The following is a 25,657-nucleotide window of genomic DNA, read 5'->3' on the forward strand; positions in this document are numbered from 1 at the left end:
ATGGAGGATTAGCTCAGTTGGGAGAGCGTCTGCCTTACAAGCAGAGGGTCACAGGTTCGAGCCCTGTATCCTCCATATGAGCCGTTAGCTCAGTTGGTAGAGCATCTGACTTTTAATCAGAGGGTCGACAGTTCGAGCCTGTCACGGCTCATTCGTCTTCGGACGATGAGTAATTTGATACACATGATACTGACTATGCCGACTTAGCTCAGTTGGTAGAGCACCTGTCTTGTAAACAGGGGGTCGGAAGTTCGAATCTTCTAGTCGGCATTTAATTTTGCGGAAGTAGTTCAGTGGTAGAACATCACCTTGCCATGGTGGGGGTCGCGAGTTCGAATCTCGTCTTCCGCTTAGTACCGAAAGGTATTAAGCATCATTAGTAAGTAACGTTTTTTGCACCCATAGCGCAACTGGATAGAGTGTCTGACTACGAATCAGAAGGTTGTAGGTTCGACTCCTACTGGGTGCATTTTAACGGGAAGTAGCTCAGCTTGGTAGAGCACCTGGTTTGGGACCAGGGGGTCGCAGGTTCGAATCCTGTCTTCCCGATTAAATAAGAATATTTTATTTAACATTTCGCGGTGTAGCTCAGCTGGCTAGAGCGTTCGGTTCATACCCGAGAGGTCGAGGGTTCGATCCCCCCCGCCGCGATTTGGACTTGGACTGGACCTTTAGCTCAGTTGGTTAGAGCAAACGGCTCATAACCGTTCGGTCGTAGGTTCGAGTCCTACAAGGTCCATTACCAGAAGGACTATTGTATTGTTTTATGGAGGATTACCCAAGTCTGGCTGAAGGGAACGGTCTTGAAAACCGTCAGGTGAGTAAAATCACGCGAGAGTTCGAATCTCTCATCCTCCTTTGTTTCTTTAATATTATCGCGGGATGGAGCAGTCTGGTAGCTCGTCGGGCTCATAACCCGAAGGTCGCAGGTTCAAACCCTGCTCCCGCAATTGGTCTGTTGGTCTAGTTGGTTAGGACGCCTCCCTGTCACGGAGGAGATCACGAGTTCGAGTCTCGTACAGACCGTTGTTATGCTCGTCAGCAGAGGATAGCAACCATAATTATCTAAATGGCAAAATGGCTCGGTAGCTCAGTCGGTAGAGCAATGGATTGAAGCTCCATGTGTCGGCGGTTCGATTCCGTCCCGCGCCATTAAATATATCTCATTATATTGCGGGTATAGTTTAGTGGTAAAACCACAGCCTTCCAAGCTGTTGTCGCGAGTTCGATTCTCGTTACCCGCTTTATATGGGCCTATAGCTCAGCTGGTTTAGAGCGCACGCCTGATAAGCGTGAGGTCGATGGTTCGAGTCCATTTAGGCCCATTATGGAGAAGTACTCAAGTGGCTGAAGAGGTGCCCCTGCTAAGGGTATAGGTCGCGGAAGCGGCGCGAGAGTTCGAATCTCTCCTTCTCCGTTTTAGTTATGACCCGTTGGTCAAGTGGTTTAAGACACCGCCCTTTCACGGCGGTAACATGGGTTCGAATCCCGTACGGGTCATTGTTACAATTTAATATTATCGCGGGATGGAGCAGTCTGGTAGCTCGTCGGGCTCATAACCCGAAGGTCGCAGGTTCAAACCCTGCTCCCGCAATATTTGGTTCGTTGGTCTAGTTGGTTAGGACGCCTCCCTGTCACGGAGGAGATCACGAGTTCGAGTCTCGTACGGACCGTGAGTGAAGTCTTCCTTGTTGGGGAAGGCTTTTTTGCTACTTAAATAATGAAAATAAGAAGGCGTCGTCATCCCAATGGGGGTGGCGACGCCTTCTGCGATAGTTACGCTGTATGTGTACGGAGATAGTGACGTAGCCGCGCGTCATGTGCGAAGAGGTAGAGCCCCTTAACGCCACGTTTCATCAGTACATTGATAGAGTTTAAGATGAGTTGTTGTTTGATCTGACTGATTTCAACTGGATCGGTTAGGTCGTCACGTTTCTTAAAGGCCTCGACATCCGTGTACCGATCAAGATTAATCTGTAAGTGATCGTCGCTGTCTAGACTGACTGGTGGGCCGAGGATAATGCCCACGTAGTTCAAGTCAAAGCCCTGACAGGTGTAAATGGAGCCAACCTCGTTGATTGTTTGGGGTAGTTCCGCCCACGGGGTACGCGTATAGTTGTACTGATCCCATGGTAAGTGGAAGTTGCCCTCCGTAATGTAGTGTTTACCACCATCCAGTGTCGAGGGATAGCCTGATGTGGCAACAATACGGGAGAGGCCAACTTCATCATTGCGCTGAACGACCGCTTGGCGCATCTGTTCGGCGTCATCGAAGACGCGCAGGTCATAGTTGGTCCCCGTATTGGCAGGTAATGGGCGCATACGCTGGTGCGTAAAGTCATTGATCCAGTGGACCAGGTCGTCACTGGCCTGCATCCGGAACTGATGGGTCAGTCGATACGTCGCGTGTGGGAAGGGGGCAACGAGGTGCGCTAACCGCTGCTCAGTCCAGAAGCTCTTCATTCGTAGTACCTGGGTCTCGTCAAAGACCACAATGATCACCTTCGCTGTTGCCAGAAGTGAGCTAAGCTGATTGTGACCATAAAAATTATTGTAATGGTCGGCCTGCGACAAGAGCAGGTGGGCTTCGTCGATGACTAACACGTCTGGCTGTATCTGCCCCTTGGCAATCTGATTAATCAGGGAGGTTGGTCGTTGGAAGTCCTTTTTTAGCAAATGGGGGTGACTGCCCGCAATCTCACGGTACACTTTGAGAATCTCTGGATGATTGACTAGAAAATAATTCTTGGTACCGGTGAGTGGAGAATCGGCCTGTGTGCGCGCTGCAACCTGAAGCCGATTGAAGAGGTGGGATAACACGACGCTCTTACCAGTCCCGGCATCGCCGTAAATGGTAAATACGGCTGGTCCTGCCGTGTCCAGATGATTGGTCGTGAAAGTCAGAATCTGTTGAACGAGGTGTTCCTGTTCCGCCGTGAGCGGGAGGTCGGGTGAAATCTTCGCTGTTGCTGCATTGGTTGGCTGATTGCGCAAACCATCGCCTACTTTCTAAAAAGGATGAATATGACTATTGTACCGCGAAATTTGATCGAATGAAAAACCCTTCAGCAACTGAAGGGTTTACGTTAAGCGTGTGTTGACTCGTGTTTTTCTGGCGGGGCCATCTGATAGGTGGCGGCGTGGAAGTTGTTCAATGTTGTGGCATACTTGGTAAACGGTGAGAACTTGGCGGACCTACGCCAGATCATGAAGGCATCACTGCTGTCCCAAATGGTTAACAGAACGTATTCACCGCTGTTCTTGAATTTCGACAGGACCAGCATGGCTGTCATCCCGTTGGGTAAAGGTTCAGCGGCGAGTTTGTTAACCTCGCCCTCGAAGACTTTGCCGCTTTCAACATCCAGGGTGAAGTAGTTGAAACTGAAGAAGCCGTGCCAATCTGGCTGACCGTGTTCACTCTTGACTTCGTAGTCCAGATGGCTAGTGAAGACACTTGACTGGCCTGAGACGTCCAATAGTTGTAAATCCTTAGCCCCACCAGTGGCCGCTAACAGAACAAACTGGCGGTCTGGGTTGCGTTTCACAATTCTATCCAGTAAGTCTCTACTCCCAAACGTTAAAGATAATTGATGAAGCATGCTCATCCCTCCTGACTTGATTTGGTTTCACTTCTATTATAAGGGTCTCACTGACAAATGCGAAACGTTTACACTCTGCGGCTGGCGCGCTACACTAGGAACAGAACAAATTGAGAGGATGATTCGATGCAATTGACTGTATTAGGCTGTTACGGGGGCTACCCGCACAACGGGATCGGCACGAGTAGCTACTTGATCACAAGTGGGGATTACCACCTGCTGTTGGACTGTGGGAGTGGGGCACTGTTGGCGCTGGAAAAGCAGCTGAGTCCGCTACAATTAAATGCCGTGCTACTGACGCACTACCACCACGATCACACAGCTGATTTAGGTGTTCTGCAGTACGAATGGCAACTGGCTCAAGGGGATAAGGCAGAACCGCTCTTACCGATCTATGGACACACGGCCGATCCCTTAAACTTTGGGAGCCTAACTTGGCCTGATTCTACGGTGGGTAAAGCGTATAACCCAGCACAGACCCTCAAATTAGGGCCGTTAACAGTCGACTTTATCCCAACCCATCATCCAGTCCCAGCGTATGCGCCACGCATCACTGAGACGTCGACAGGGGCAACACTGGCGTTTACGGCGGATACGGCGGCTTTTGCTGGTCTCACGGATTGGGCAAAATCGGCAGATGTTTTGTTAGCTGATACTAATTTCTATGCTGATCATCAGGGCACGGCCTGGCACCTGACATCTACGCAGGCCGGTGAGCTAGCCAAGAATGCCGGCGTCAAGCGGCTTCTACTGACCCATTTGCCACAAACCGGTGATCTTCAGCAGTTGGCTGCGGAGGCACAGGCAGCGGCTGGCGAAGGGATTCCCGTTGAAGTGGTTAAGCCTCAGTCTATTTATAAAATCTAATGTTAATCATTCGTTAAGAATTAATTGCACATTAACTAATTATCGACATACACGTTGCATACCGTCACGATTTCTATCGTTAATATACAAATGGATAGATATTGTTAATTAAATTATTGCTGAAAAAGTCTTTAAATCCTTTTGGAATGCTGTATAATAGGTTTATTAAATCATTTATACAAGGCAAGGAGGAAAAGATTATGACAGTCACGCTCTACACATCACCCAGTTGTACATCTTGCCGTAAGGCTCGGATTTGGTTTGAAGAACATGGTATCGCGTATCGTGAACAGAATATCTTCTCTGAGCCCTTAACCGTGGATCAGATTAAATCAATTCTGCGGCTGACCGAGGACGGCACTGAAGAGATTGTCTCTAAGCGTTCGCGGGTGTACCAGAATTTAACGGTCGACTTAGACGACCTGCCATTGCGGCAACTCTACGATTTAATTCGCAAAAATCCAGGAATTCTCCGTCGACCAATCATGGTGGACGACAAGCGACTCCAAGTCGGCTTCAACGAAGAGGAGATTCGTCGTTTTCTCCCCCGCGAAGTTCGGGAATTAGAGCTAGCTCGGGCCCAACGATTAGTTAATGGTAACGAATAAGCTTAATTAGTTGCATCTAACTGGATTTGTGAGAGAATATTACTTGCAGTCCAGTTTTTTTGTTATCATTACTTTACAAGTAAAATAAAATGGCTAGAATGAGAAACAAGGACAATACCCAAACCCACGAGAAAGGGGTGTTATTCAATGGAAATGGAACGAATCAATGAAAATACGATTCGGGTGGTCATTGGCAACGATGATCTGAGCGAACGCGGTATTACCGTCTTGGATCTATTGGGCAACCACAAACAAATCGAAGGCTTCTTCTATAGTATTTTGGAAGAGGTCGATGTTGACCACCAATTTCAAGACAACGACGCGGTCACCTTCCAGGTGCTACCAAATCGCAATGGTCTTGAATTGTTTATCAGTAAAAATGCGGATGAGGATGATGCTACGGATGTGAACGTCACAGACGCTAGTGTCGACAGCAATCACCCCGATCAAGTGTCGGACCAGATCAAGGCCCACTTGTTGGAAAAGGATGGGCAAAAGGATTTCTTCTCAAATTATAAGGCAACGACGACCAGTAGTGACTCGAATGACATCGAAGATTATTTGAACGATGACGGGCAACCCACGACAACGCGGGTAGTCCGGTTACACACGTTTGAGGACATGATTAGTCTGGCACGGGTACTGCATTTAGAAAATGCGGCGTCTAACCTGTACCAGTACAAGGGCGTCTACTATTTGGAATTGATTTTCTTCGTCAATGAATCATCCCGCGAATCCATTAAGGATGAACTCTCGGTCGCGTACGAGTATGGTGACAGCACCAAGGTTGCCCCGGACGTCTTGGCCGAACACGGTAAAATGATTATGGAACACAGTGCGCTCGAGCTCACGCGGTTCCACTTTTTAAGTGATTAGTCTGTATTAGGAACGCTGGACCTTCCGCAAGTCGGGAGGTTTAGCGTTTTTTTGTTTGTGGTAAGTTATTTAAGGAATTAGAGTTACAATTAACCCAAAGTGGCTGATAAATGATTGGCAATGTCAAAAGTTTAAAATTCAAAAATATTTATAATAGCTCTAAACACTGATACGACAGCGACTATTGACTTATCACTATATAATTATATTTATATTAGTCCTTTAACTTTTTCGTTCTGATGGTATACTATATTTAGTGATATGAAGTGATACTTTGTGGGTTGATGATTACCGATAGCCTAGTAAGTTAACCGGTAATACTAGCCGTAATCGTTTGGGAACTGCGGTAGACTAGCAAATCCATCACCTATCAAAATAATTTAAAATAAAAATGTTGAATGAGTTACAAGTGGCGCATAGGTTGACTAGGGGTGCGCCAAGAGTTTTACCTGATGAGGGTCGGGTGAAGGGAGTCTTGGTAATGAAGTTGAGAAGCAAAATGTTAACGGTTGCAGGAGCCGTGCTGGCTGGAATTGGATTTGGTGTTTTGGAGAATACTGTTGTGGGGGAAGCTTATACGACAAGCATCAGTTCCATAATGTCTTCGGAACCAAAGGGACTACACGTTGACGATCAGAATTATTTTACAATCCAACCGAATATAGGTAATCCGGAGAGTACGACAACTATTCCAAATGCTGCGCAAATTCAAGACGGACCGAATGGGGATGCTGTTCAGGTTTCTTCATTAGGACAACAGAACTCCGGGGGAGCAATTTGGTCAAAAGGTAAGACTTTCAATATGTATCAGAACCAACGGGCTTCGATGTGGGTTTATGTAAATGGTGGAGATATCAACGATAAACCTGGGGAAGGGATGGCTTTTGCCATACAAAATAGTAGTAACTCGGCCTTTTCTGGAACTGGAGAATCTTTAGGTGTTTGGGGAGTTGATCCTAAGTCAAGTGACAACACGATTGCACAAACAGCAATTCAGCATAGTTGGGCAATTGAATTTGATACGAGGTTAAATCAAACGATGCCGGCAAGTAATCTAATTATTGCCAATACGACAGCCAATGCTTTTGATATTGGGACAGTGGATGATGTAACTGGTAACAATACTTATAATGGGTTTGGTTACAATCCAACGAATGGAAAGAATGATATCCCACAGACAATTTGGGGCGAACATATCGCTTCAGATTCTCCGTCGAGTACGGGGACTTATGTGCCAAGAACACAGACTGGGAGAGTCCAAAATGGCTATGACTTTCTTGTTGTGCCTCATTATGATACAAAAAATTATAATTATTATGGACTCAGGCATGATGGCCTGCTTGAGACTGTTAAAAATGATAAATTTATATCTGATGGGGCTTGGCATCATATCACTCTCAATTATGTGGCGCCATCTGAGGGTAGTGATATAGGCCAGATGACTTATACTTTTGATGATAAGAATGCGACGACTGGTGCTCCCAAGAGTACACAGTGGACTGCTACAGAGAATATTTCTTTGAAGGACCTTGACGTTACAGCGGAACAGCCAAATGTATATTGGGGGTTCACTGGAACGACTGGTGCGCCTGCTTCGGGGGAAACGACGAATTCAGGAACTGAGAATGCTTTGGTTGCGTTTGAACAAGTTCCAGGTCAGGCCAATGTCAATGCAACTACGGATTTAACAGATGAAAAAACGGGAGATTCTGCTGATTCAACGCATCCTGTTGGCGGAAACGATCGTGTAAAGCTGACGTATAAGTTAAATTATGAAAATGGTGAAAATTCTTGGAAGGGTATTAAGAGCTCTTTAAACCTTCCCGCAAATATTGATTGGGATCAAGGCCAAATCGCCTATTCCGATGGTTCTGATGGTTCAACGCTCAATATGAGTAGCATTAGCAATAATAAGTTGGACGTTAATGTAAACGAATTAAGTAATGCTCGAAAGCAAGCGGTGATTACACTTGAAGGAAAGGCTAAAAATGTATCGGCACAAGACACCGCTAATACGACCTACTTCAACGGAGATAACGCTATTGCAACTGCTACGAGTAAGACGTTTAAAATCAACGCAAGATCCTTTAGCATGAGTATCGATAAAGATTCTAAAGACATTAATGTTAATGCACAAACACCGGCTAAGATTACCGGGACATTTTCTGCTAGTGACACCAATGTGACAGTCGGGAATACCAAAGTTGCGGCCAGGTTGACTTCTAAAGACGGAACTGAAACTGATATTGACTCTGACAAAATACCTATTGTGAAGAATGATGATGGGAGCTATAGTTTTACTATTTCTATAGATAGCGTTCCAGCGGGTGATACAGCAGTTGATGTTGTCGCTACTAGCTCAGCGAATAGTGGGTATAGTGATGAAGATACAGCCAAGCTCCACGGCGGGACCGTGACCTTCGGTGCCACCAGTGGGACAATCACCTTCAAACAGACTGCGCTTACTGGAAAAGGAGCCATAATTCCTCGGGATGATTCCGATGGTCCTTGGAGTCTAAATGTTGACAGTTCCTTAGCGTCCGGGGCATGGACGCTTAACGCTAACATTAACATTAAGAATAATGATGAGATGCATAGCACCAACGTTCCTAGTCAGCCACTGGATGGTAACCTGATCTACAAAAATGGTGATAAGGTGACAACTCTGAACGCGGCTTCTTCACCAATCATGACGGGACCGCAGAGCACTGGTACGCCAACCGAAACCAATATTGCTAGTGATTGGACGGATGATTCGGGTGTTCTTCTCGAGGTCAATGGGGGAGCCGTCAGCGGTAGTTATACCGGGGTGATTACATGGACGTTGGGAACGACGCCAAAAACAAATTAATAGATCGTGTCGTAAATCCAACTTCAGCTGAAGTTGGATTTTTTGTGCAATTGTCGTTGCTGAGCTTAAAGAAAAGTTAACGTGGGAAACCACTGGTATTTTAATTTCTGACTGCTATAATTGTTTAGCAGACTAATTAAGTAGTAAGTAAATTATGCCTTCGCAAATCATTTTAAGAATAATGGCTGGCTTGTTAGAATAGGAGTTGGAGGTGAGCACGTGAGCTTAGAACAATTGGAAAGTTATTTGTTGTGGGCAACTGCTGTCATGGCGGTGATTGTCGTGCTCACTATTATTTTTTACTATTGGTATTCGCGTAAAAATTCAAACAATTATCTGGAAAACGATGAGATTGAATTACGTTACTTTATTCAAAAGCAGGTCGACTTTCGGGGACAGACCACCGGATATGAGTGCCTGCTTCGCCAACATGAGTGGGACGATTCATGGTCATTACCACAGAATCTAGATTCGTTGCCGTTACAACGGGTAATTTTTTTGCTTACGGATACCTTCAAAGCCTTGCCAGAGGAGCCGATTACGCTGTCCATCAACCTGGAGTATGACCAGATTATCAGTCCAGACTTTCGCTACTTTGTTCGTTGGGCGCTGTCTCGAATCGCACCAATGAAGTTGGCTGTGGAGTTTACCGCTACGGCTGATCAGCCAAAGTATAAGCGCTGGTTGTTTCGGCAACGGATTCGTGAGGCTCGGGAGTACGGCATGCACTTTGGGATCGATAACGTGGGGGCATCTTTGAATAACTTGAAGAGTATCGAGTGGATTTTGCCCGAAGTGGATTCGTTGAAGTGCTCCATGCGTAGCTTCCGTAAGACTGACCCCAATGAATGGTTGGATCTCAACCTGCAGTTCTGGAATCAACTCTCTCAAAAGAACCACATTGAGCTAATCCTAATGGGAGTTGAAGACGAGCAGGACCAAAAACTCGCAGATCAATTAAAGATTAAGACGCGGCAGGGCTATCTTTTTGCCCGACCCAGCAATCCTGGAATGAGGCGTTAACGTGCGTGATAAAAAACAAAATCGACAACAGCTCTATTCAGACGAATACTTTGAGAAGGGACACTGGGGATTAAAGATTCGGCAAACACTGGTTGGTCTCTTCGGCTGGGTCTGCGTGTTTGTCCCCGTGATCATCACCGTGCTATCCTTCTGGGCATCTTACAATCCAAAAATTATTCACCTCTGGTCATATAGCGAGGGAATCTTTGAAATTAAGTTCATTGGGATTCTCCTTTTATTTGCTTTCGTCCTCGTCTCTTTGTTTGCGGTGGGGATGACCATCATCCAAAACCGTAAGCGTGATCGGGTCGTCGAGCAGTGGCCAACATTTAATCCCATCAATCAACGGAAGCGTGAAGATCAGCTCGGGAAATTCATGGACGACCGGTTCGGCGATCAGGAGTTTCGAGAGCATGTTCGACACTACCAGGTTAAACCAGAGCAGAATCTAGATACGGATCAGATTCATCAATTGTATGAGCAACATGATTTAAATGACTTAGACGAGTAGGAGGTGTGACTGGCGTGTCCAATATCTTTATTGACAGTATTCTGCGGGCAACTGTGGGTAAGACCATTTTTAATATCTTCCTGCTAATCTTGTGCCTATATCCCGTGGTTGGGTCCTTTTTTTGGTTCGCCGGTGCATTGTCCTATCGTTTTTTGAAGACCAATAAGCGGGATACGGCGGCTGCCGCCCGGTACATTCCCGTGGAGTACCAGCCAATGGTCACAATCATGATTCCTGCACATAACGAAGAAGTCATGATTGAGGAGACAATTACCTACTTATTTGAAGAATTGAATTATGAGAATTTCGAAGTCTTGGTGATGAACGATGGGTCGACCGATAAGACCGGCGCCATTATCACCCGCCTGCAGGAGAAATACCCGCGGTTACGAACGGTAGAAATTCTGAAGAATAAGGGAAAGGCCCACGCCTTCAATATCGGCATGTATTTCGCCAAGGGAGAGTACATCCTCAGTAACGATGCCGATACGATTCCAGAACCGGACGCACTGATGAAGTATATGAATTTCTTCATGCGAGACCGCGATATGAATACATCTGCTGTGACAGCCAATATGGATGTTCAGAACCGGACGACACTGTTAGGCAAATCTCAAACCGTGGAGTTCACCAGTATCGTGGGGGTTATCAAACGCAGTCAGACTGCCGTTAACGACTCGATGTATGCCTACAGCGGGGCCAACACGTTGTACAAGAAAGAGTTCTTGATCGACGTTGGTGGCTTCCGGCAGAACCGGGCTACCGAGGACATTAGTATCGCCTGGGACCATCAGATGCTGGGGGCTGTCCCTCGTTTTGCGCCGAACATCATTTTTCACATGAATGTGCCGGAAACAGTTCGGGACCTCTATCATCAGCGCAAACGGTGGGCACAGGGTGGGACCGAAGTGTGGCTGACCAATATTAAAAAGTTCCTGCGGCATCCGGTTGAGCACCGCTACCAGTGGTCCATGTTCGTGGACTCCACGTTGTCGATCATCTGGTCGTTCTTCTTCACGATTACGTCATTCGCCTTCATTGCGTTGATGCTGTACTTCCTGTTCACGGGCAATTACGAGCGTTTGATGCATGGAATCGTGATTTCGTTTATTTTCGTGACGTTTGAAATGTTTGCCGGTTTTATGCAGCTACTGGCGGCACTGTTGCTGGACCACCACGGTGCTAAGATGAAATATCTCTTCTTTGCGCCACTGTACATGCTTTTCTATTGGATGGTCAATCCCATCACTGTGGTCATGACCTTTATTCCAGCATTGAAGACTATTCTCGGATTTGGTTCTGGAACCTGGGTCAGTCCTAAGCGTCAGTCGATGAAGAAATGAGACTAGACGTGTGGTAAGTGGCCGCAATTAGAAGATTTTTAGTCGTGGCTATTTGGTATATACCAAATAGTGTACCATGTTTGCTGATGTCCGTGTGTAAAGTGTTTGTAAAGGTATTGGGACAGGATACAAACGTATTTTGGTCGTCAATAGACAATTGATTAACAGTTATTACCTGATTAAAAATATTAAAAAATGGTGTATCCCCAAACAAGCGGGATGCACCATTTTTAAATATTTATCGCCGTTCAATCGCGAGTAAGAACGGGGGATTATGCACCTGATTAATGAAGCCGTATTGCAACACCTGATAGACCTTCTGTGGCAACTGCTGGCAGAAGTCCACCACGGCATTTCGTTCTGTCTGACCACCCGGATGGCCGTAGTAGACGACCAGGATGACGCGACCGCCACGTGGCAGGTGCTTCAGTAGTTCCGTCACGGCGGCTAGGGTCGTCGTCGGTTGGGTGATCAGTGACTTGTCGCCACCCGGTAGGTAACCCAAGTTGAAGATGGCCCCGCTCACCGGCGTGGTAGCTGTGAGGTAATCCCCGACGTGTTCGTGCCCCGTCGCATGGAGCTCGACCTGAGGCGCCAGGCCCGTCAGCGTCAACTGGGTCTGGGTTTCCTTGAGTGCTGCCTCCTGAATATCAAAGCCAATCACGTGGCCCGTTTTGCCGACCAGACTCGCTAGAAAAATCGTGTCGTGGCCGTTTCCCACAGTGGCATCGACGACGGTATCACCGGGGCCGACACATTCACTGAGCAGGGTGTGACTGTACGTTAAAGCATTGGGTAAATTCATTATAAATCATCTCCGTAACGCGTTAGATACCATTGGGTGACCGTCAACAGGACGAAGCCCAGTGACCAGCCAGCGACGACATCACTAGGGTAGTGGACGCCCACATAGACCCGTGAGAGGCCAATGATCATGATCCATAGACTCAGCACGCCAATGAGCAACCACCGCCAACCGGTGTACTGCCGCAGTGACCAGCCAATCAGGACGATCACTGTGCCCCACAGTAGCATGGCGGTAATGGAATGACCACTGGGAAAACTGTAGGAGCTGGCCGCTACAAGCCGGTCAACGGTGGGACGGTCACGCCGAACCACGTGCTTAATGATACTGTTGCCGATTCCCGCCCAGAACAGGACGTTCCAGCCAAGGAAGAGAGCACCGCGGTATCGCCGAGCAATCACCAGACCAGCAATGATCAGCAGAGTTATCCAGGTCACCGGTCGAGGATTCCCGGATTTGGTAATGGTAATAATCGTTTGCGTCAGCCCGTGTGGCAATGGCTGCCGAACCCAGCTGATGATGGTATGGTCAAACGCGGCCAGCCAGCTTTGCTGATAGACGACACCGATCAGATCGAGTAAAAAAATAATCCCCGCGGCCATGGTGAACCGCCAGCGAAGCTTTGAAATAGGTGGCATGAAGAGCCGCCTCCTTTATAGTCGTAAAATTAGTGCGTGTCATGAATGATTCATGACCACCGCTTTTGGATAAGTGAAACGCAATATTATTTTTTCGATAATCAATCCTATTCAGTATAGCACATTGGCCAGGTAGAACGGCCGGCAGATAACGCCCGACAGCTCGAGTCTTTCTGTCGGTGAGAGGGTCGCCCAGTTCCAATCAGAAAACTGATAAGAATCCCGTGAAGCCCTTGCTTTTCCGGAGGTGGTTTGCTAAGATGAAAACAATTTGATTATTCAAAGACGTTGACGAGAAGTAGTAGTTCTGGTGGGTATTTAGAAAGCGGATGGTTGCTGCAAATCCGTTACTCCAGGGACGAACTTATCTCCGAGTCACTTCTGCCGAAAGGTGGGCGTTTGGCGACGTTATCAGCCGGAATGAGCCTCGAAGTTGTTTCGAGGAAATGTAGGTGGTACCGCGCTTAGACGCCCTGCAGGAGCCCATTTTGGGCTGCTGGGGGCTTTTTTTGTGGCACGACGTTAATTGAGAAAGGGAGCGAAATTTTTGGCTTACAAACACCAAATTATTGAGCACAAGTGGCAACATTACTGGCGGGTCAACGAAACTTTCAAGACCGCTGACACCCAAACGAAACCAAAGTATTACGTCTTAGACATGTTCCCTTATCCTTCTGGGCAAGGGTTGCACGTTGGACATCCTGAAGGATACACGGCAACCGATATCATGGCTCGTTTGAAGCGGATGCAAGGCTTCAACGTTTTGCACCCAATGGGGTGGGACGCTTTCGGTTTACCAGCCGAACAGTACGCTTTGAAGACAGGGCATAATCCTAAGGACTTTACCGCGCACAATATCAAGAACTTCAAGCGGCAGATTCGTTCCTTGGGCTTCTCTTATGACTGGAGTCGCGAGGTCAATACGACCGACGAATCCTTCTACAAGTGGACCCAATGGATCTTCGAACAGCTCTACAAGAAGGGCTTAGCCTACGAAGACAAGATCATGGTCAACTGGGCTCCCGACTTCATGGGTGGGACCGTTGTGGCCAACGAAGAAGTCATTGATGGCAAGACGGAACGTGGGGGTTACCCCGTTTACCGCGTGCCAATGCGCCAATGGGTGCTGAAGATTACGGCCTATGCAGACCGTTTGATCGACGACCTGGATGACCTGGACTGGCCTGACAGCATCAAGGAAATGCAACGGAACTGGATCGGTCGTTCTGAAGGTGCCAGCGTCTTCTTCCCAGTCGATGGGCAAGAAGACACCAAGGTTGAGGTCTACACGACCCGTCCTGACACGTTATTTGGGGCAACCTACATGGTCTTAGCCCCAGAGCACGCCTTGGTCGACCAGATCACGACGTCGGAACAAGCCGACGCCGTAAAGGCCTACAAGGCAGCCATTGAAAGCAAGTCCGATCTCGAACGGACCGACTTGAACAAGGACAAAACCGGGGTATTTACCGGGGCTTACGGTATCAACCCACTGAGTGGTAAGAAGTTGCCAATCTGGATTGGCGATTACGTACTGGCATCTTACGGGACTGGGGCCATCATGGCCGTACCTGCTCACGATGACCGGGACAACGAATTTGCTCAGAAATTCAATCTGCCAATTACCCAAGTTATCGCGGGGGATGACGATACCGACGTTCAAAAGGCTGCATACACCGGCGATGGCGAACACATCAACTCCGACTTCCTGAATGGGATGGACAAGAAGACCGCCATCAAGGCCGCTATTGACTGGCTCGAAAAACACGACGCTGGCCACAAGCAAGTTAACTTCCGCCTGCGTGACTGGATCTTCTCCCGTCAACGCTACTGGGGTGAACCAATTCCCGTTATTCACTGGGAAGATGGCGAAACCACGTTGGTTCCTGAAGATGAATTGCCTTTGAAGCTGCCAGCAGCCAAGCAACTCGAACCTTCTGGTACCGGTGAAAGCCCACTGGCTAACCTGGATGACTGGGTTAACGTTGTGGACGAGAACGGTCGTAAAGGGAAGCGCGAAACCAACACCATGCCACAGTGGGCTGGGAGCTCATGGTACTTCCTGCGTTACATTGATCCACACAACGACCAAGCGATTGCAGATCCCGACAAGCTGAAGTACTGGATGCCAGTTGACCTTTACATTGGTGGGGCCGAACATGCCGTCTTGCATTTGCTCTACGCACGGTTCTGGCACAAGTTCCTCTACGACCTCGGTGTCGTTCCTACCAAAGAACCTTTCCAGAAGTTAGTTAACCAGGGGATGATCCTGGGGACTAACCACGAAAAGATGTCCAAGTCCAAGGGGAACGTCATCAATCCCGACGAAATCGTCGAGAAGGATGGGGCCGATACCTTACGGCTGTACGAAATGTTCATGGGGCCATTGGAAGCTTCCAAGCCTTGGAGCACGGAAGGCATCAACGGTTCTCGTCGTTGGCTAGACCGAGTATGGCGGTTATTGATTGATGATAACAACCGTCTGCGTGATCGGGTCACGATGATCAACGATGGTAAGCTGGACAAGATCTACAACCAGACCGTTAAGACGGTGAGTGAAGACCTTGAAGCCATGCGCTTCAACGTGGCGATCTCACAATTGATGGTCTTCGTTAACGAAGCTTACAAGGCTGACAGTCTCCCATTGATCTACATGGAAGGTTTCGTCAAGATGATCGCGCCAATCGTGCCACATATTGCTGAAGAACTCTGGTCATTGATGGGTCACGACGAGACGATTTCTTACGAAAAGTGGCCAACCTACGACCCTAAGCAATTGGTTGAAGATGTGGTTGAAATGGTTGTCCAAGTCAACGGTAAGGTCCGCGCCCACTTGAAGGTCGCCAAGGATGCTGCCAAGGATGACATTGAAGCCGCAGCATTGGCTGATGACACGGTCAAGATGCACACGGATGGCAAGACCATTCGTAAGGTGATCGTGGTGCCAGGCAAATTGGTTAACATCGTTGCCAACTAGTCGTTATTGAATCTTAAATGAATGATATAAAGTGCCAGCCACTTTCCTAACGGAAGGGGGCTGGCACTGTTTGATTGGCAGAATCTACAGCAAACGGTACGATTAAGTCACTTAGAACAAATATTGCAATATGATTATAAAACGATTAAAACTAATTAATCAGAGAAACCGTAGTCGCTGTATGAGTGCGTTTCAACTATACGTGGGGGGCTTCGTCATGTGGCGTAAGTTACGAATACTTAGTCAATTTGAACTGCGACAAACTTGGGATGACAAGGGTATTTTATTTTACACGTTAATCTGTCCAGCAATTTACTTTGTCATAGCTGACTTGAGTTCTAAGGGGCAACCGTTTGGTGTCCACAACATTGCGTCTCAACTACTGGGGTATTGGGTTTATATTATTCTCGTCGGCGTACTCAACGGTTTTCAATTTGGATTGGTCGGTATGCGAGAGAGCAATTTCTTAAAGATGTTTACCATTATCGCTGGCGATAAGCGGCTGATCTTCTACAGCAATCTAATCGTTCAAACACTCTTTGTCCAAACTGAAATCGTTTTGTTCGATATTTTTGTGTTAATTCTAAATCCGTCCGCACTGTTTCTGATTCCGATGATGGTTGGTGGCTTCTTTTTGAATTTTCTGTTGATTCCAATCGTCGCTGGATTCACGAATTTTGTCTTGCTCCTGCCACTTAAAGTTAACCTGATGTCGCTACTGATGATGGGATATATTTTTCTTGCAATGCTAATTATCAATCTGCCCTATCAGCTGGATTCGTTATTGGGAGTTGTCCTAACGATAATCATGCCAAGTTCCTATATGATTCAGTTTTACAGTGCGGGTCTGAATATGCTGGGGCAAGCAACGCTGGTCAATGTGGGACTTTTAACGATTGTCGCCTTATTTTATTTATTGGTTGGCTTCTATCCGGTTCGCCACATGAAGCTGCAGTCGCATACCAGTCGCTATTAGGAGGCCCTCTATGGAAATACAAGATTTTTCATATCAGTTGCCGGATGGCCGGCAATTATTTCAGCACCTATCGGCCGTCTTTGACACTGGTAAAATTAATATCTTATTGGGCGTAAATGGCGTGGGAAAGACGACGTTATTGGATTTTATTGCCGGTGTCAGCGAGCGTCGTGATTTGCCGTTTGTGGGATTTCCGACAATGCATCAGGTCGCCTATCAGATGCAGGATGCGCCATTCACGGGTTCCGCCACGGTCGCGGATACCTTGAAGATGATGGTAGGTCTCGACCGGCCAGACGAGCACTTTTCAGAGAATCAGCTGCCGGCAAGCCTCCAAGAAATTGCGCATAGTCATTTCCGCGATTTATCCGGTGGACAGCGTCAATTGGTTATTCTGGAAGGGGTCTGTCAATTACAACGAGAGCTGTATCTGTTCGATGAACCTGAGAGTGGATTGGATGTCAAAGTTGCGGTCAGCGTGCTTGATCGGATCCAGCAGCTAACGGCCGATGGGAAGACCGTAATTATGACAACGCATCATTTTCGTAATTTGCCCACCGAAAATGTCAAAGTTTTGGTGCTCGCCGGAAAGCGGATTGCGTTCAGTGGAACGCCAAATGAATTGATGGTACAGACGGGAACGAGTAGTTTTGAAGAGGCTTATTTGAAGACAGACGCTTAGGAAAAATAGTCATGAAAAAAATCAACTGCCACATTTGGGAGTTGATTTTTTAATAGCATTATTTGATTGAGAATAAGTGGTCAACAATTTCTCCTGACTATCGACGACGGTGCCGCACGAACGTAAAGAAATGTAGGATGCTGGCCAGTAGGACGTAAAAGATAATAACAAAGCTGGCATACGTCAGCCAGAATTTACCGGCCGCAAAGACGCCAAACCACCAAGCCTGCAGGCCCATGGTGATCAACGCCATGATAGCGATCATGAAGAAGAGCAGTATGTAACGTTTCAAGGTATTATCATCCTTTCGTGGCCGGTCGGCAATCTTTTGGGAGAGACGGTGACATTCCGCGAGCTTATTTTCCCGCGGAGCGTGGGTCCCCCAGGTACCGGTACCGACAAATTCGCCGACTTTGATCAGGCCAGCGCCGGTCAAAACGCGATCGATTGTGACAAAGGTTTGGTCGGTGATGCCGGTAAAGAAGTTATCGGCTGAGCTGATGAAGCAGGTCGTCATACTCAGGTAATGTTTATCCTTATATTTACCGGGTAGGGTGTCGGCCTTCGAGGTCATCCGAACCAGCCGGAATCGCATGCAGTCAAAGAACTGTTTCATGACACCGGGCATTCCACCCCAGTAGGTTGGGGCACAGATAATCCAGAAGTCGCTGGCAGCCATCTTAGCCTCAATTTCGTCGAGAGCCGGGCAAGCCTTCTCCTTGGTATCGGGATAAATATCGTAATCACGCAGGAAAACCGATTCAACCTCGGCTGAATCCGGTAAGCCATCCAAGACTGCTTGGAGGTAGCCGGCCGTGATGCCGTGGCGTTCGTGACTTCCTAATAGTGCTAAGTAACGCAAAGCAATCGCCTCACTTTTAGAATCTATGATGTCGGAGTGATGGCGCTACTTAACTGGTTGGTAGCGCTATCAGTGACTATGTAACTAGTATACCGCATTGGTGGGGAAAGCTTTAGGATTTGAGCTTTTTGGTGGGGGATGGTTGGTTCGGAGCACAGGTCGTTAAACATATGTTGGGAATTTTTAGCCGTTAGGTCTTTGTTGGTTTAGGGCGTTGTTTTGATTTTATGTTGGTTTGGGGCTCTCTCTAATTTTATGTAGCCGAAACGTGCTCCAGCAGGCAGTCAGTTCCGCTTAACCTCAATAAGGAAAAATCTAGATTTTCTGATTTTATGTTGATTTGGATCTCTCTCTAATTTTATATAGCCGAAACGTGCTCCGCAAGGCAGGTCCCTGCGCTTAACCCCAATAAGGAAAAATCCAGGCCCGGGATTTTTCCCTTATTGACGTTAATGCTCAGGACCTAAGCGCCTTGCTCCGCACTCTTTTCTACAACAAAAAGCCCTCGCGGACCAACCGGTCGGCGGGGGTACTTGATTAATTATTGCAGTAATTCTGTTAAGATAGCGAAGAAGCGGTGCTTAACAACTTCATCTTCGCCAGCCTTTGAGAATTGGTAATTGAGTAAGTGACGGTCAAATTCGTGGAAGAAGACGTCAGCCATCGTTTGATAATCACTATCGTTGGTCTGGTCGATCCGCTTAAAGCTACGCCATGTAGAATAAATCAATTGCGCGTCTTGAACCTGTGCTAACTCTGGAAAATGTTGGCGGATACTTTTGGTCATCCGCACAACTTGCTTGGCTCTTTCCGGCGACATTTGCATTTCTGGAGCTGCAGTAGCTCCAGCTGCTACTTGTGTCATAATGGCATTCCTCCTTGAATAATCTGTTTCTTGACTGCCTCCAGCATACCACTGTTCTCTGAATCCGGTAAAGCAAACTGCAATTGTGACGGCCTATATTCCCAAATCTTTACCGAAAACTGATATTTGCGACCAGAAAGCTATGGTATAATGTTTGTTTGATTAGCTTGGCAGTTAGCCAAGATTGGAGTACGTTGAATTTTTATATTGAAAGTAGGGTGTCAAATGTCGGCAAGGTCTGATCAAACAGGAAATCAAACCGCGAGCGCGCAAGACCAAATGGTTGCTGGCTCGGCGTGGATGACCGCGGGAAGTATCTTTTCCCGGATTCTCGGCGCAATCTATATTATTCCGTGGAACATCTGGTTTGGGACATTCTTCCTGCAAGCCAACGCGTTGTACGGGAAGGGTTATAACATCTATAGCTTCTTCCTGATTGCGGCCATTGCCGGGGTGCCTTCCGCCATTGCCAAACAGGTTGCGCACTATAACGCGCTGAACGAGTATGGTATCAGTGTGCGGTTGTATAAGCGGGGGCTAGTGATCGCCATCCTAACTGGGGTGATCATTGCCTTACTGCTGTTCTTGGGTGCACCGCTATTTACCGGTGGCGATAAGAACCTGATTCCCGTGCTGCACTCGCTGGCTTGGGCTATCCTGATTATCCCCACAATGAGTCTGACGCGGGGCTACTTCCAAGGCTTCCAGCAAATGGCACCGTCCGCGATTTCCCAGTTTGTCGAACAACTGGCGCGAGTCGCCTACATGTTAATCACGGCCTTTGTCATCATGTACATCTTAAAGGGTGACTGGGTCTCCGCCGTGTCACAATCCACGTTGGCCGCTGCCATCGGGGCGCTGTGTGGGCTGATTGTCTTGGGCGTCTACTATTGGAAACGTCGCGACTACTTCCGCGGTTTGGTTGCCGGCAGTAACGAGGAATTAGTCGTTCCCGCCAAGCAACTCTATAAGGAAATCATTGCCCAGGCCGTCCCATTCATCATCTTGGGGGCCGGCATCACGATTTTCCAATTGATTGACCAATACACGTTCGCGCCAATCATGCATTTAGCGGGCAATTACTCGGATGCCTACCTGAACGACCTCTTCGCGCTGTTCGGGGTAAATGCCAATAAATTAATTATGATTACCATTTCGTTGTCCTCGGCTCTGGCTGTGACGGTTGTCCCATTACTGTCCGAAGCCTACACACGGGGCAATAAACATGAAATTTCTGGCCAACTGACCAACGCCTTCTTGATGTTTGAATTCGTCATGATCCCCGCAGCATTGGGGATGTCAGCCGTTGCGCGGCCATTAAACATCGTGTTCTATGGGCAAACGCAGGAAGCCTTGGGTTCGTCAATCCTGGCGTTCTCATCCTATCTATCGATTCTCCTCGGTCTCTACACGGTGGTTTCCGCGCTGATGCAGGGGATTTCGCAGAACCGCCGTGCCGTACATTACTTTGCGGTCGGTACCGTGGTGAAATTCATCGTCCAATGGCCACTGGTCTATTTCTTAGGAGCCTTTGGGCCACTGGTTGCGACCGGGATTGGCTTGTTCGTGACGTGTTACCTAATTATTCACTCATTAGACGTCCAATTCGGCATCAACTATGCCACGATTGCCAAGAAGACTAACGGTATTCTGTTGGCCTCCATTGGGACCTTTGCGATTGCGCGGGTCGTCGTGATGTTGGGGAGTCTACTGGGAAGCAATGGTCGGATCATCAGCTTCACGGTGACGGCAATTGCGGCTGTCCTCGGTGGGTATTTCTACGTCTACATGATGTTGAAGAGTCGGTTAGCCGATGCCATCATCGGTAATCGCGTAGCCGGTCTGCGCCGGCGGTTGCACATTCGTTAGGAGGGTGCGAGATGAATATTGAACGTTATTTAACGGAGCATCGGCAGGGCACGCCGCGGCAGATTTTACGTCTGCTGCACCAACAGCGTGTGACGGTCAATGATGACGTGGTCGATTCACCACTGTTAACGGTGGCCAAGTCCGATCAGGTTCGCGTGGATGGTATGGCCGTCACCGGTCGCCAGCCGCAATACATGGTCTTCAACAAGCCGATTGGGTTTCAGCTCAGCATGGACCCGACCAGTGCGCATAGCCTGGGCAGCCTGTTAAATACCTTAGATCAAGTGCGGCCACTCAAAGCGTTGGCAGACCTGCCTAAGGAGGCCAGTGGCTTGGTATTGGCTAGCGATGACGACCACTTTCTAGCCGACGTTGATCTGCAGGAGTGGGTCAGCACCTTGCGTGTTCAGCTCACGGGTGAAGTGGCGCAGTTGCCGATTCTGGAAGGTGATATCACTTTTGAAGATATTAAGATTGTGCCGGACACGATTCGCCAATTAACGACGGTTACTGTCCGGACACGAGACCTGACCGTAGCGGTGCCCACGTTGATGGCGCTGAAGGGCGTCAATGGCCCTGTGAGCCGTGTGGCGTACGGTCCGCTACCATTACCGGTCGATTTATCCAGCGCGTCATACCGTGGCTTATTTCCGGCAGAAATCGATGCGTTGAACGGGCCGCTAGACGCCGATCTTTCGGCTTCGCACGAGTCGTAAAATGATGTAGCTGGGTTTTCAAAACCCGTCGCCTGCGGCTGTCAGGGATTCCGCCTGCTGTGGGGACCGGTCCAAGCCTGTGAGGCGGTCTTGGACCTCGACTTGAAGCCGTCAAAATTCAGACGTCTCCAAGCTCGTCCTATGACCTAACCTGACAAAAAACGTCAGCTAAGGTCATCGTCACGGCTGGCTACGTCCCTGACCTCCTCTGGCTAAGCATGGTTTCTCGACTATCAAATTGTTTTATCACGTTGGTGTTAAGCAGAGATCAGTGCCGCTTCTAACGTGTAATTGAATTCCTTTCTTTTATTTAAATCTTACTTAAACCAGTCGGCGGCAAGCTCCTAATCGAGTTTGTCGCCGATTTTTTGAATCTTGTTAGAGAAGTCAAATTTGTAATTGTTTCGTTGTAACAGAATTTCAGATTTAACATCGCTAGCTCAAGACTGATATCTGATCGTGAAGACTTGTTAGAACTATCTGGACTAAAAGTTAGTGCAGCCGGAGGCAGGTAGGATGTAGTCAGCTGTGACAGTCATCTTAGCTGGTGATTTTTACCAGGTTAGATGACGGGACGTGTTTGGAAACTCGCATGAACCTCGCGAGGTTTCAAACCGAGGGTAAAGACCGCTTCTCAGGCTTTACCCGTTCCCCATAGCAGACGGAATCCTGCTAGCCGCAGGCGAAATGAAGGTTAGTCCGGTAAGATTTCCACGCGAGCCAGCAAGTCGTCCTTGATCGTCATTCGGAAGGGGCTGGTGCCGTTGAAGCCGTTGCCCGTCACACTAAGTTGAACCGTCCAGGTCGTGGCGTTGTCCTGCGTGAAGTCTTCCAGTTCGAAGTGGGATTGCTTGCCAATGTTGTCGGTTTGATTCCATTTGGCAATTTCGGTCGGGCCGTTGTAAGTGGTGCCCCAATCATCGAGGACAGCATCGAACGTGAACTGGGCGACGAATTGGTCGCTGTCGGCATTGTTGGTTGCAGTGATAAAAGCGGTAATTGCAGCAGGCAAGGTTAATTCATCCATAGTAAGTGCTCCTTTTTGTTAGAGGACAGCAATAACGTTGCCCCGAAATTGTCTTAATTATGCGTGACTAGGCGGTACCTGGCAAGCAAAAACAACTGTTAATTATTTGCCATATTGGGTGTTTCAATTTTTGAAAATCGGACTGATTTGGCAACTGTGAGAGCTTAGACCAGTGCCTCATGAGCCTTCATAAACTGTGGCAGGACGTCGATAATCTGGTGGGGTAAGACCACGTACTGCTTCTCCGCTAATTCTTCGGCGATGGCGCTGTGACTGTAGACTGCGGCCAAGACCGCATCGGTGTGATCGGCAAACTGGGCAACGAAGCCACCGACCATGCCGGCTAGCGTATCGCCCATACCACCGGTCGCCTGAGCGGGGGTACCGAGTGGGCTTTCGTAGACCGCAGTCGGCGTGTAGATCTGGGTGCGATGAGACTTAACGATGACCGTTGCGTTAAGCTTGGCCACGGCCGGCTGATTGTTTGCGACGGTTTGATCGGCAATTGGAATGCCGCTGAGCCGTTGCCACTCCATCTGGTGCGGCGTAAAGATCAGGTGGGCGTTCGGTAAGGCCAGATTGTGTTGGGCAATCAACGTAATGGCTGAACCATCGATGACCACCGTCTGGGTTGGCTTGAGTGCGCCAAAGGTCGTGTTCAAGGCCATTAACCCGGCTTCATCGGTGCCTAATCCGGGGCCAATCACGACAACATCGGCCGAGCTGACCAAACTTTTCATTTGCTCATGATTGGTCATGTCGGCAAACATGGCTTCTGGCAGCCGCGCGTGCAGACTGGTCTGGTTACTGGCATCGGTAATGGTCGTGACCAACCCGGCGCCGGCATATACAGCCGCTGCACTGGCCATCAAAATAGCACCGCCGAAATTACGGTTGCCCCCGACCAGGGTGACCCGTCCGTAAGTGCCCTTATAGCTGTCAGCTGGGCGTTGCCGAATTGTTTTGGTTAAGATGGATTGCGAGAGCGTTTCCATGTGAATTCCTCCTCAAAATTGTTTTCGCTTTCAGTATAGCATTTTAGTACCGGAAAACGGCTTACAATTCGGCGCGGTTATGCTAGAATTAAGATTAAGTATACTTTGGACATTGTTGTGGTCCGAAAAAATTAAAGGAGGTCCAATCATGGCAATTGATTGGCAACAGTTATCTGAACAGTATCGCGAGGATTACGTCGCTGACCTGACGACTTTAGTCGGCATCGACAGTGCACGAGATGATTCTAAAGCTACCGCAGACTACCCACTCGGGCCCGGTCCAGCGAAAGCTCTGATCGCATTTTTAGGATTAGCTGAACGTGACGGCTTTACCGTCAAGAACCTCGATAATTTAGTTGGTTACGTTGAATTTGGTGAAGGTGACGAGACGTTGGCCATTCTGGGTCACGCCGACACCATGCCCGGTGGTAAGGGCTGGCACACCGACCCTTTCACGCTGACCAAGAAGGACGGCAACTTGTACGGCCGGGGGACCTCTGATGACAAGGGACCTGCATTGGCTGCGTACTACGGTTTAAAGATGATGAAGGACCAAGGCATCAAGCCAACCAAGAAGATTCGGTTCATCATTGGGACCGACGAAGAGAGTGACTGGACAGGAATGCACCACTACCTCGACCTGGAACCCGCACCAACGTTAGGCTTCTCACCCGATGCTGAATTCCCACTGATCAACGGTGAAAAGGGGAACGTGACGTTCGAAAGCCACTTTGCTGGGGCTAACGGCGGTAGCGTGACCTTACACGACTTCCAAGCCGGACTGCGGGAAAACATGGTCCCACGGGACGCCGAAGCTACGGTTGAAACGCCCGATGCCGACCAAATGATGGCCGACTTCAAGACGTTCTTGGCCGATGCTCCGGTTACTGGGACGGTTGAACAGGCTGCCGCTGGCTTGCATTTCGAAGTCATTGGGAAGGCCGCTCACGGAATGGAACCCAAGAACGGGATCAATGCTGGGACTTACCTGGCTAGCTTCCTGACGAGCTACGACTTCGGTGGTGACGCCGATGACTTCCTGAGTCTGTTGGCCCACGAGTTGCATGACGATTCTCGGGCCCACAAGTTGGGGTTAGCCTTCACCGACGAAGTGATGGGTGACCTGACCATGAACGTCGGCATCATGACGTTTACGGCCGATAAGGGTGGCCTCATCAATACCAACTTCCGTTACCCAACCGGAATTGGCGCTGCAGAAATCTTAGTTGGGCTACAAAAGGCAACGGCCATGATGAATGTTGAAATTAAGCAAGGCCGCGAAATGGTACCACATTACGTCGATCCAAGTGACCCAATCGTCACCACGTTGATGGATGTTTACCGGCAACAGACCGGCGACACTGACGCACAGCCAGAAGTCGTCGGTGGTGGGACTTACGGTCGTTTGATGAAACGTGGCGTGGCCTTTGGGGCATTATTCCCCGGCACGCAAGACACGATGCACCAAGCCGACGAGTTCCAACCAGAAGATGATTTAATCAAGGCGATGTCCATTTATGGGCAGGCGACCTATGAGTTGACGAAATAGGGTGTGAGGAGCACCCAC

21 protein-coding genes, 18 tRNA genes and 1 other annotated feature are annotated in these 25,657 nt (G+C 48.5%); of the genes, 31 read left to right on the plus strand and 8 right to left on the minus strand.

The genetic code is table 11. The features are described 5' to 3' along the window. Nucleotides 1-2 precede the first annotated feature (2 nt). The 18 genes from EKM73_RS09080 (at nucleotide 3) to EKM73_RS09165 (ending at nucleotide 1,673) form a co-directional block, all read left to right on the plus strand. Nucleotides 3-75: transfer RNA gene (locus EKM73_RS09080), tRNA-Val, on the plus strand. Nucleotides 76-78: 3 nt separating this feature from the next. Further along, nucleotides 79-151: transfer RNA gene (locus tag EKM73_RS09085), tRNA-Lys, on the plus strand. A gap of 46 nt (nucleotides 152-197) precedes the next feature. Continuing rightward, nucleotides 198-270: transfer RNA gene (locus tag EKM73_RS09090), tRNA-Thr, on the plus strand. Between the two features lie 9 nt (nucleotides 271-279). Continuing rightward, nucleotides 280-351: transfer RNA gene (locus EKM73_RS09095), tRNA-Gly, on the plus strand. Nucleotides 352-395: 44 nt separating this feature from the next. After that, nucleotides 396-469 (plus strand) — tRNA-Arg (locus tag EKM73_RS09100). Nucleotides 470-475: 6 nt separating this feature from the next. Then, a tRNA-Pro gene (locus EKM73_RS09105) sits at nucleotides 476-549 on the plus strand. Between the two features lie 28 nt (nucleotides 550-577). After that, nucleotides 578-651 (plus strand) — tRNA-Met (locus tag EKM73_RS09110). Between the two features lie 14 nt (nucleotides 652-665). After that, nucleotides 666-739: transfer RNA gene (locus tag EKM73_RS09115), tRNA-Ile, on the plus strand. Between the two features lie 29 nt (nucleotides 740-768). Continuing rightward, nucleotides 769-858: transfer RNA gene (locus EKM73_RS09120), tRNA-Ser, on the plus strand. A gap of 18 nt (nucleotides 859-876) precedes the next feature. Further along, a tRNA-Met gene (locus tag EKM73_RS09125) sits at nucleotides 877-950 on the plus strand. 2 nt (nucleotides 951-952) lie between these two features. Next, a tRNA-Asp gene (locus tag EKM73_RS09130) sits at nucleotides 953-1,026 on the plus strand. 53 nt (nucleotides 1,027-1,079) lie between these two features. Continuing rightward, nucleotides 1,080-1,152 (plus strand) — tRNA-Phe (locus tag EKM73_RS09135). Nucleotides 1,153-1,173: 21 nt separating this feature from the next. After that, a tRNA-Gly gene (locus tag EKM73_RS09140) sits at nucleotides 1,174-1,244 on the plus strand. Between the two features lie 6 nt (nucleotides 1,245-1,250). After that, nucleotides 1,251-1,325, plus strand: a tRNA-Ile gene (locus tag EKM73_RS09145). Nucleotides 1,326-1,329: 4 nt separating this feature from the next. Then, nucleotides 1,330-1,417 (plus strand) — tRNA-Ser (locus tag EKM73_RS09150). Nucleotides 1,418-1,427: 10 nt separating this feature from the next. After that, nucleotides 1,428-1,500, plus strand: a tRNA-Glu gene (locus tag EKM73_RS09155). Nucleotides 1,501-1,520: 20 nt separating this feature from the next. Then, a tRNA-Met gene (locus EKM73_RS09160) sits at nucleotides 1,521-1,594 on the plus strand. A gap of 5 nt (nucleotides 1,595-1,599) precedes the next feature. Next, a tRNA-Asp gene (locus tag EKM73_RS09165) sits at nucleotides 1,600-1,673 on the plus strand. Nucleotides 1,674-1,776: 103 nt separating this feature from the next. Here the strand turns inward: EKM73_RS09165 and EKM73_RS09170 are convergent. Both EKM73_RS09170 and EKM73_RS09175 read right to left on the minus strand, forming a co-directional pair. After that, on the minus strand, nucleotides 1,777-2,994 hold the full coding sequence (locus EKM73_RS09170) for a DUF2075 domain-containing protein (protein ID WP_125701608.1): 1,218 nt from the start codon (nucleotides 2,992-2,994) through the stop codon (nucleotides 1,777-1,779). A gap of 92 nt (nucleotides 2,995-3,086) precedes the next feature. Beyond that, nucleotides 3,087-3,599: an antibiotic biosynthesis monooxygenase family protein gene (locus tag EKM73_RS09175; protein WP_125701609.1), complete on the minus strand. Its 513-nt coding sequence runs from the start codon at nucleotides 3,597-3,599 to the stop codon at nucleotides 3,087-3,089. 126 nt (nucleotides 3,600-3,725) lie between these two features. On the opposite strand from EKM73_RS09175, the gene EKM73_RS09180 reads away from it, so the two are divergent. The 7 genes from EKM73_RS09180 to EKM73_RS09210 all read left to right on the plus strand — a co-directional run bounded on the left by EKM73_RS09180 (nucleotide 3,726) and on the right by EKM73_RS09210 (nucleotide 11,678). Next, nucleotides 3,726-4,466, plus strand: coding sequence for an MBL fold metallo-hydrolase (locus tag EKM73_RS09180; protein WP_125701610.1), 741 nt, complete (start codon nucleotides 3,726-3,728; stop codon nucleotides 4,464-4,466). 200 nt (nucleotides 4,467-4,666) lie between these two features. Next, nucleotides 4,667-5,074 (plus strand): transcriptional regulator SpxA, encoded by a 408-nt coding sequence (gene spxA / locus EKM73_RS09185; protein ID WP_020089744.1) that lies wholly within the window; start codon nucleotides 4,667-4,669, stop codon nucleotides 5,072-5,074. Between the two features lie 147 nt (nucleotides 5,075-5,221). Next, nucleotides 5,222-5,950, plus strand: coding sequence for an adaptor protein MecA (locus EKM73_RS09190; RefSeq protein WP_125701611.1), 729 nt, complete (start codon nucleotides 5,222-5,224; stop codon nucleotides 5,948-5,950). Nucleotides 5,951-6,431: 481 nt separating this feature from the next. Beyond that, nucleotides 6,432-8,801, plus strand: coding sequence for an L-type lectin family protein (locus EKM73_RS09195; protein WP_125701612.1), 2,370 nt, complete (start codon nucleotides 6,432-6,434; stop codon nucleotides 8,799-8,801). 219 nt (nucleotides 8,802-9,020) lie between these two features. Continuing rightward, the gene (locus EKM73_RS09200) at nucleotides 9,021-9,824 is read left to right on the plus strand and encodes an EAL domain-containing protein (protein ID WP_125701613.1); all 804 of its coding nucleotides are present in this window, start codon (nucleotides 9,021-9,023) and stop codon (nucleotides 9,822-9,824) included. 1 nt (nucleotide 9,825) lies between these two features. Beyond that, nucleotides 9,826-10,335 carry a hypothetical protein gene (locus tag EKM73_RS09205; protein ID WP_125701614.1) on the plus strand — a complete coding sequence of 170 codons (510 nt, stop codon included), beginning with the start codon at nucleotides 9,826-9,828 and terminating at the stop codon, nucleotides 10,333-10,335. Between the two features lie 14 nt (nucleotides 10,336-10,349). Further along, nucleotides 10,350-11,678: a glycosyltransferase family 2 protein gene (locus tag EKM73_RS09210; RefSeq protein WP_125701615.1), complete on the plus strand. Its 1,329-nt coding sequence runs from the start codon at nucleotides 10,350-10,352 to the stop codon at nucleotides 11,676-11,678. 238 nt (nucleotides 11,679-11,916) lie between these two features. Here EKM73_RS09210 and EKM73_RS09215 read toward each other — a convergent pair whose 3' ends face one another. Beyond that, the gene (locus EKM73_RS09215) at nucleotides 11,917-12,483 is read right to left on the minus strand and encodes a class I SAM-dependent methyltransferase (RefSeq protein WP_125701616.1); all 567 of its coding nucleotides are present in this window, start codon (nucleotides 12,481-12,483) and stop codon (nucleotides 11,917-11,919) included. Next, nucleotides 12,483-13,121: a phosphatase PAP2 family protein gene (locus EKM73_RS09220; protein WP_125701617.1), complete on the minus strand. Its 639-nt coding sequence runs from the start codon at nucleotides 13,119-13,121 to the stop codon at nucleotides 12,483-12,485. Before EKM73_RS09220 ends, EKM73_RS09215 begins: the two co-directional genes overlap by 1 nt. 279 nt (nucleotides 13,122-13,400) lie before the next feature. Continuing rightward, nucleotides 13,401-13,600, plus strand: a binding site (T-box leader). Between the two features lie 68 nt (nucleotides 13,601-13,668). Between EKM73_RS09220 and leuS the strand changes: the two genes are divergently transcribed. The 3 genes from leuS to EKM73_RS09235 all read left to right on the plus strand — a co-directional run bounded on the left by leuS (nucleotide 13,669) and on the right by EKM73_RS09235 (nucleotide 17,756). Continuing rightward, a complete protein-coding gene (gene leuS / locus EKM73_RS09225) occupies nucleotides 13,669-16,098 on the plus strand; it encodes a leucine--tRNA ligase (RefSeq protein WP_125701618.1) in 2,430 nt (809 codons plus the stop codon). Nucleotides 16,099-16,279: 181 nt separating this feature from the next. Beyond that, nucleotides 16,280-17,074 (plus strand): hypothetical protein, encoded by a 795-nt coding sequence (locus EKM73_RS09230; protein WP_225421364.1) that lies wholly within the window; start codon nucleotides 16,280-16,282, stop codon nucleotides 17,072-17,074. A gap of 10 nt (nucleotides 17,075-17,084) precedes the next feature. Next, nucleotides 17,085-17,756, plus strand: a complete 672-nt coding sequence (locus EKM73_RS09235; RefSeq protein WP_125701620.1) for an ATP-binding cassette domain-containing protein — start codon at nucleotides 17,085-17,087, stop codon at nucleotides 17,754-17,756. A 97-nt stretch (nucleotides 17,757-17,853) separates the two neighbouring features. On the opposite strand, the gene EKM73_RS09240 is transcribed toward EKM73_RS09235, so the two are convergent. Both EKM73_RS09240 and EKM73_RS09245 read right to left on the minus strand, forming a co-directional pair. Continuing rightward, nucleotides 17,854-18,618, minus strand: coding sequence for a flavodoxin family protein (locus tag EKM73_RS09240; RefSeq protein ID WP_125701621.1), 765 nt, complete (start codon nucleotides 18,616-18,618; stop codon nucleotides 17,854-17,856). 541 nt (nucleotides 18,619-19,159) lie between these two features. Then, entirely contained in the window at nucleotides 19,160-19,483 is a 324-nt protein-coding gene (locus EKM73_RS09245; protein ID WP_020089732.1) for a hypothetical protein, read from the minus strand. A gap of 225 nt (nucleotides 19,484-19,708) precedes the next feature. On the opposite strand from EKM73_RS09245, the gene EKM73_RS09250 reads away from it, so the two are divergent. Together EKM73_RS09250 and EKM73_RS09255 are read left to right on the plus strand one after the other, a co-directional pair. Continuing rightward, on the plus strand, nucleotides 19,709-21,352 hold the full coding sequence (locus EKM73_RS09250; RefSeq protein ID WP_125701622.1) for a putative polysaccharide biosynthesis protein: 1,644 nt from the start codon (nucleotides 19,709-19,711) through the stop codon (nucleotides 21,350-21,352). Between the two features lie 11 nt (nucleotides 21,353-21,363). Continuing rightward, nucleotides 21,364-22,068, plus strand: coding sequence for a pseudouridine synthase domain-containing protein (locus EKM73_RS09255; RefSeq protein WP_125701623.1), 705 nt, complete (start codon nucleotides 21,364-21,366; stop codon nucleotides 22,066-22,068). Nucleotides 22,069-22,762: 694 nt separating this feature from the next. On the opposite strand, the gene EKM73_RS09260 is transcribed toward EKM73_RS09255, so the two are convergent. Both EKM73_RS09260 and EKM73_RS09265 read right to left on the minus strand, forming a co-directional pair. Beyond that, entirely contained in the window at nucleotides 22,763-23,095 is a 333-nt protein-coding gene (locus EKM73_RS09260; RefSeq protein ID WP_125701624.1) for a nuclear transport factor 2 family protein, read from the minus strand. Between the two features lie 164 nt (nucleotides 23,096-23,259). Next, nucleotides 23,260-24,090 (minus strand): NAD(P)H-hydrate dehydratase, encoded by an 831-nt coding sequence (locus EKM73_RS09265; protein ID WP_125701625.1) that lies wholly within the window; start codon nucleotides 24,088-24,090, stop codon nucleotides 23,260-23,262. A 148-nt stretch (nucleotides 24,091-24,238) separates the two neighbouring features. Here EKM73_RS09265 and pepV point away from each other — a divergent pair, with 148 nt between their 5' ends. Further along, nucleotides 24,239-25,639 carry a dipeptidase PepV gene (gene pepV / locus EKM73_RS09270; protein WP_125701626.1) on the plus strand — a complete coding sequence of 467 codons (1,401 nt, stop codon included), beginning with the start codon at nucleotides 24,239-24,241 and terminating at the stop codon, nucleotides 25,637-25,639. The last annotated feature ends 18 nt before the right edge of the window (nucleotides 25,640-25,657 follow it).

The sequence above is a fragment of the Levilactobacillus fuyuanensis genome (assembly GCF_003946395.1).
Lineage (GTDB): Bacteria > Bacillota > Bacilli > Lactobacillales > Lactobacillaceae > Levilactobacillus > Levilactobacillus fuyuanensis.

What these genes read in the sequence shown, in the direction of transcription:
- EKM73_RS09175 (WP_125701609.1), bottom strand. Translation starts at nt 3,599, where the DNA reads ATGCTTCATCAATTATCTTTAACGTTTGGGAGTAGAGACTTACTGGAT.
- EKM73_RS09180 (WP_125701610.1), top strand. Translation starts at nt 3,726, where the DNA reads ATGCAATTGACTGTATTAGGCTGTTACGGGGGCTACCCGCACAACGGG.
- spxA (WP_020089744.1), top strand. Translation starts at nt 4,667, where the DNA reads ATGACAGTCACGCTCTACACATCACCCAGTTGTACATCTTGCCGTAAG.
- EKM73_RS09190 (WP_125701611.1), top strand. Translation starts at nt 5,222, where the DNA reads ATGGAAATGGAACGAATCAATGAAAATACGATTCGGGTGGTCATTGGC.
- EKM73_RS09195 (WP_125701612.1), top strand. Translation starts at nt 6,432, where the DNA reads ATGAAGTTGAGAAGCAAAATGTTAACGGTTGCAGGAGCCGTGCTGGCT.
- EKM73_RS09215 (WP_125701616.1), bottom strand. Translation starts at nt 12,483, where the DNA reads ATGAATTTACCCAATGCTTTAACGTACAGTCACACCCTGCTCAGTGAA.
- EKM73_RS09220 (WP_125701617.1), bottom strand. Translation starts at nt 13,121, where the DNA reads ATGCCACCTATTTCAAAGCTTCGCTGGCGGTTCACCATGGCCGCGGGG.
- EKM73_RS09230 (WP_225421364.1), top strand. Translation starts at nt 16,280, where the DNA reads ATGAGTGCGTTTCAACTATACGTGGGGGGCTTCGTCATGTGGCGTAAG.
- EKM73_RS09235 (WP_125701620.1), top strand. Translation starts at nt 17,085, where the DNA reads ATGGAAATACAAGATTTTTCATATCAGTTGCCGGATGGCCGGCAATTA.
- EKM73_RS09245 (WP_020089732.1), bottom strand. Translation starts at nt 19,483, where the DNA reads ATGACACAAGTAGCAGCTGGAGCTACTGCAGCTCCAGAAATGCAAATG.
- EKM73_RS09250 (WP_125701622.1), top strand. Translation starts at nt 19,709, where the DNA reads ATGTCGGCAAGGTCTGATCAAACAGGAAATCAAACCGCGAGCGCGCAA.
- EKM73_RS09255 (WP_125701623.1), top strand. Translation starts at nt 21,364, where the DNA reads ATGAATATTGAACGTTATTTAACGGAGCATCGGCAGGGCACGCCGCGG.
- EKM73_RS09260 (WP_125701624.1), bottom strand. Translation starts at nt 23,095, where the DNA reads ATGGATGAATTAACCTTGCCTGCTGCAATTACCGCTTTTATCACTGCA.
- EKM73_RS09265 (WP_125701625.1), bottom strand. Translation starts at nt 24,090, where the DNA reads ATGGAAACGCTCTCGCAATCCATCTTAACCAAAACAATTCGGCAACGC.
- pepV (WP_125701626.1), top strand. Translation starts at nt 24,239, where the DNA reads ATGGCAATTGATTGGCAACAGTTATCTGAACAGTATCGCGAGGATTAC.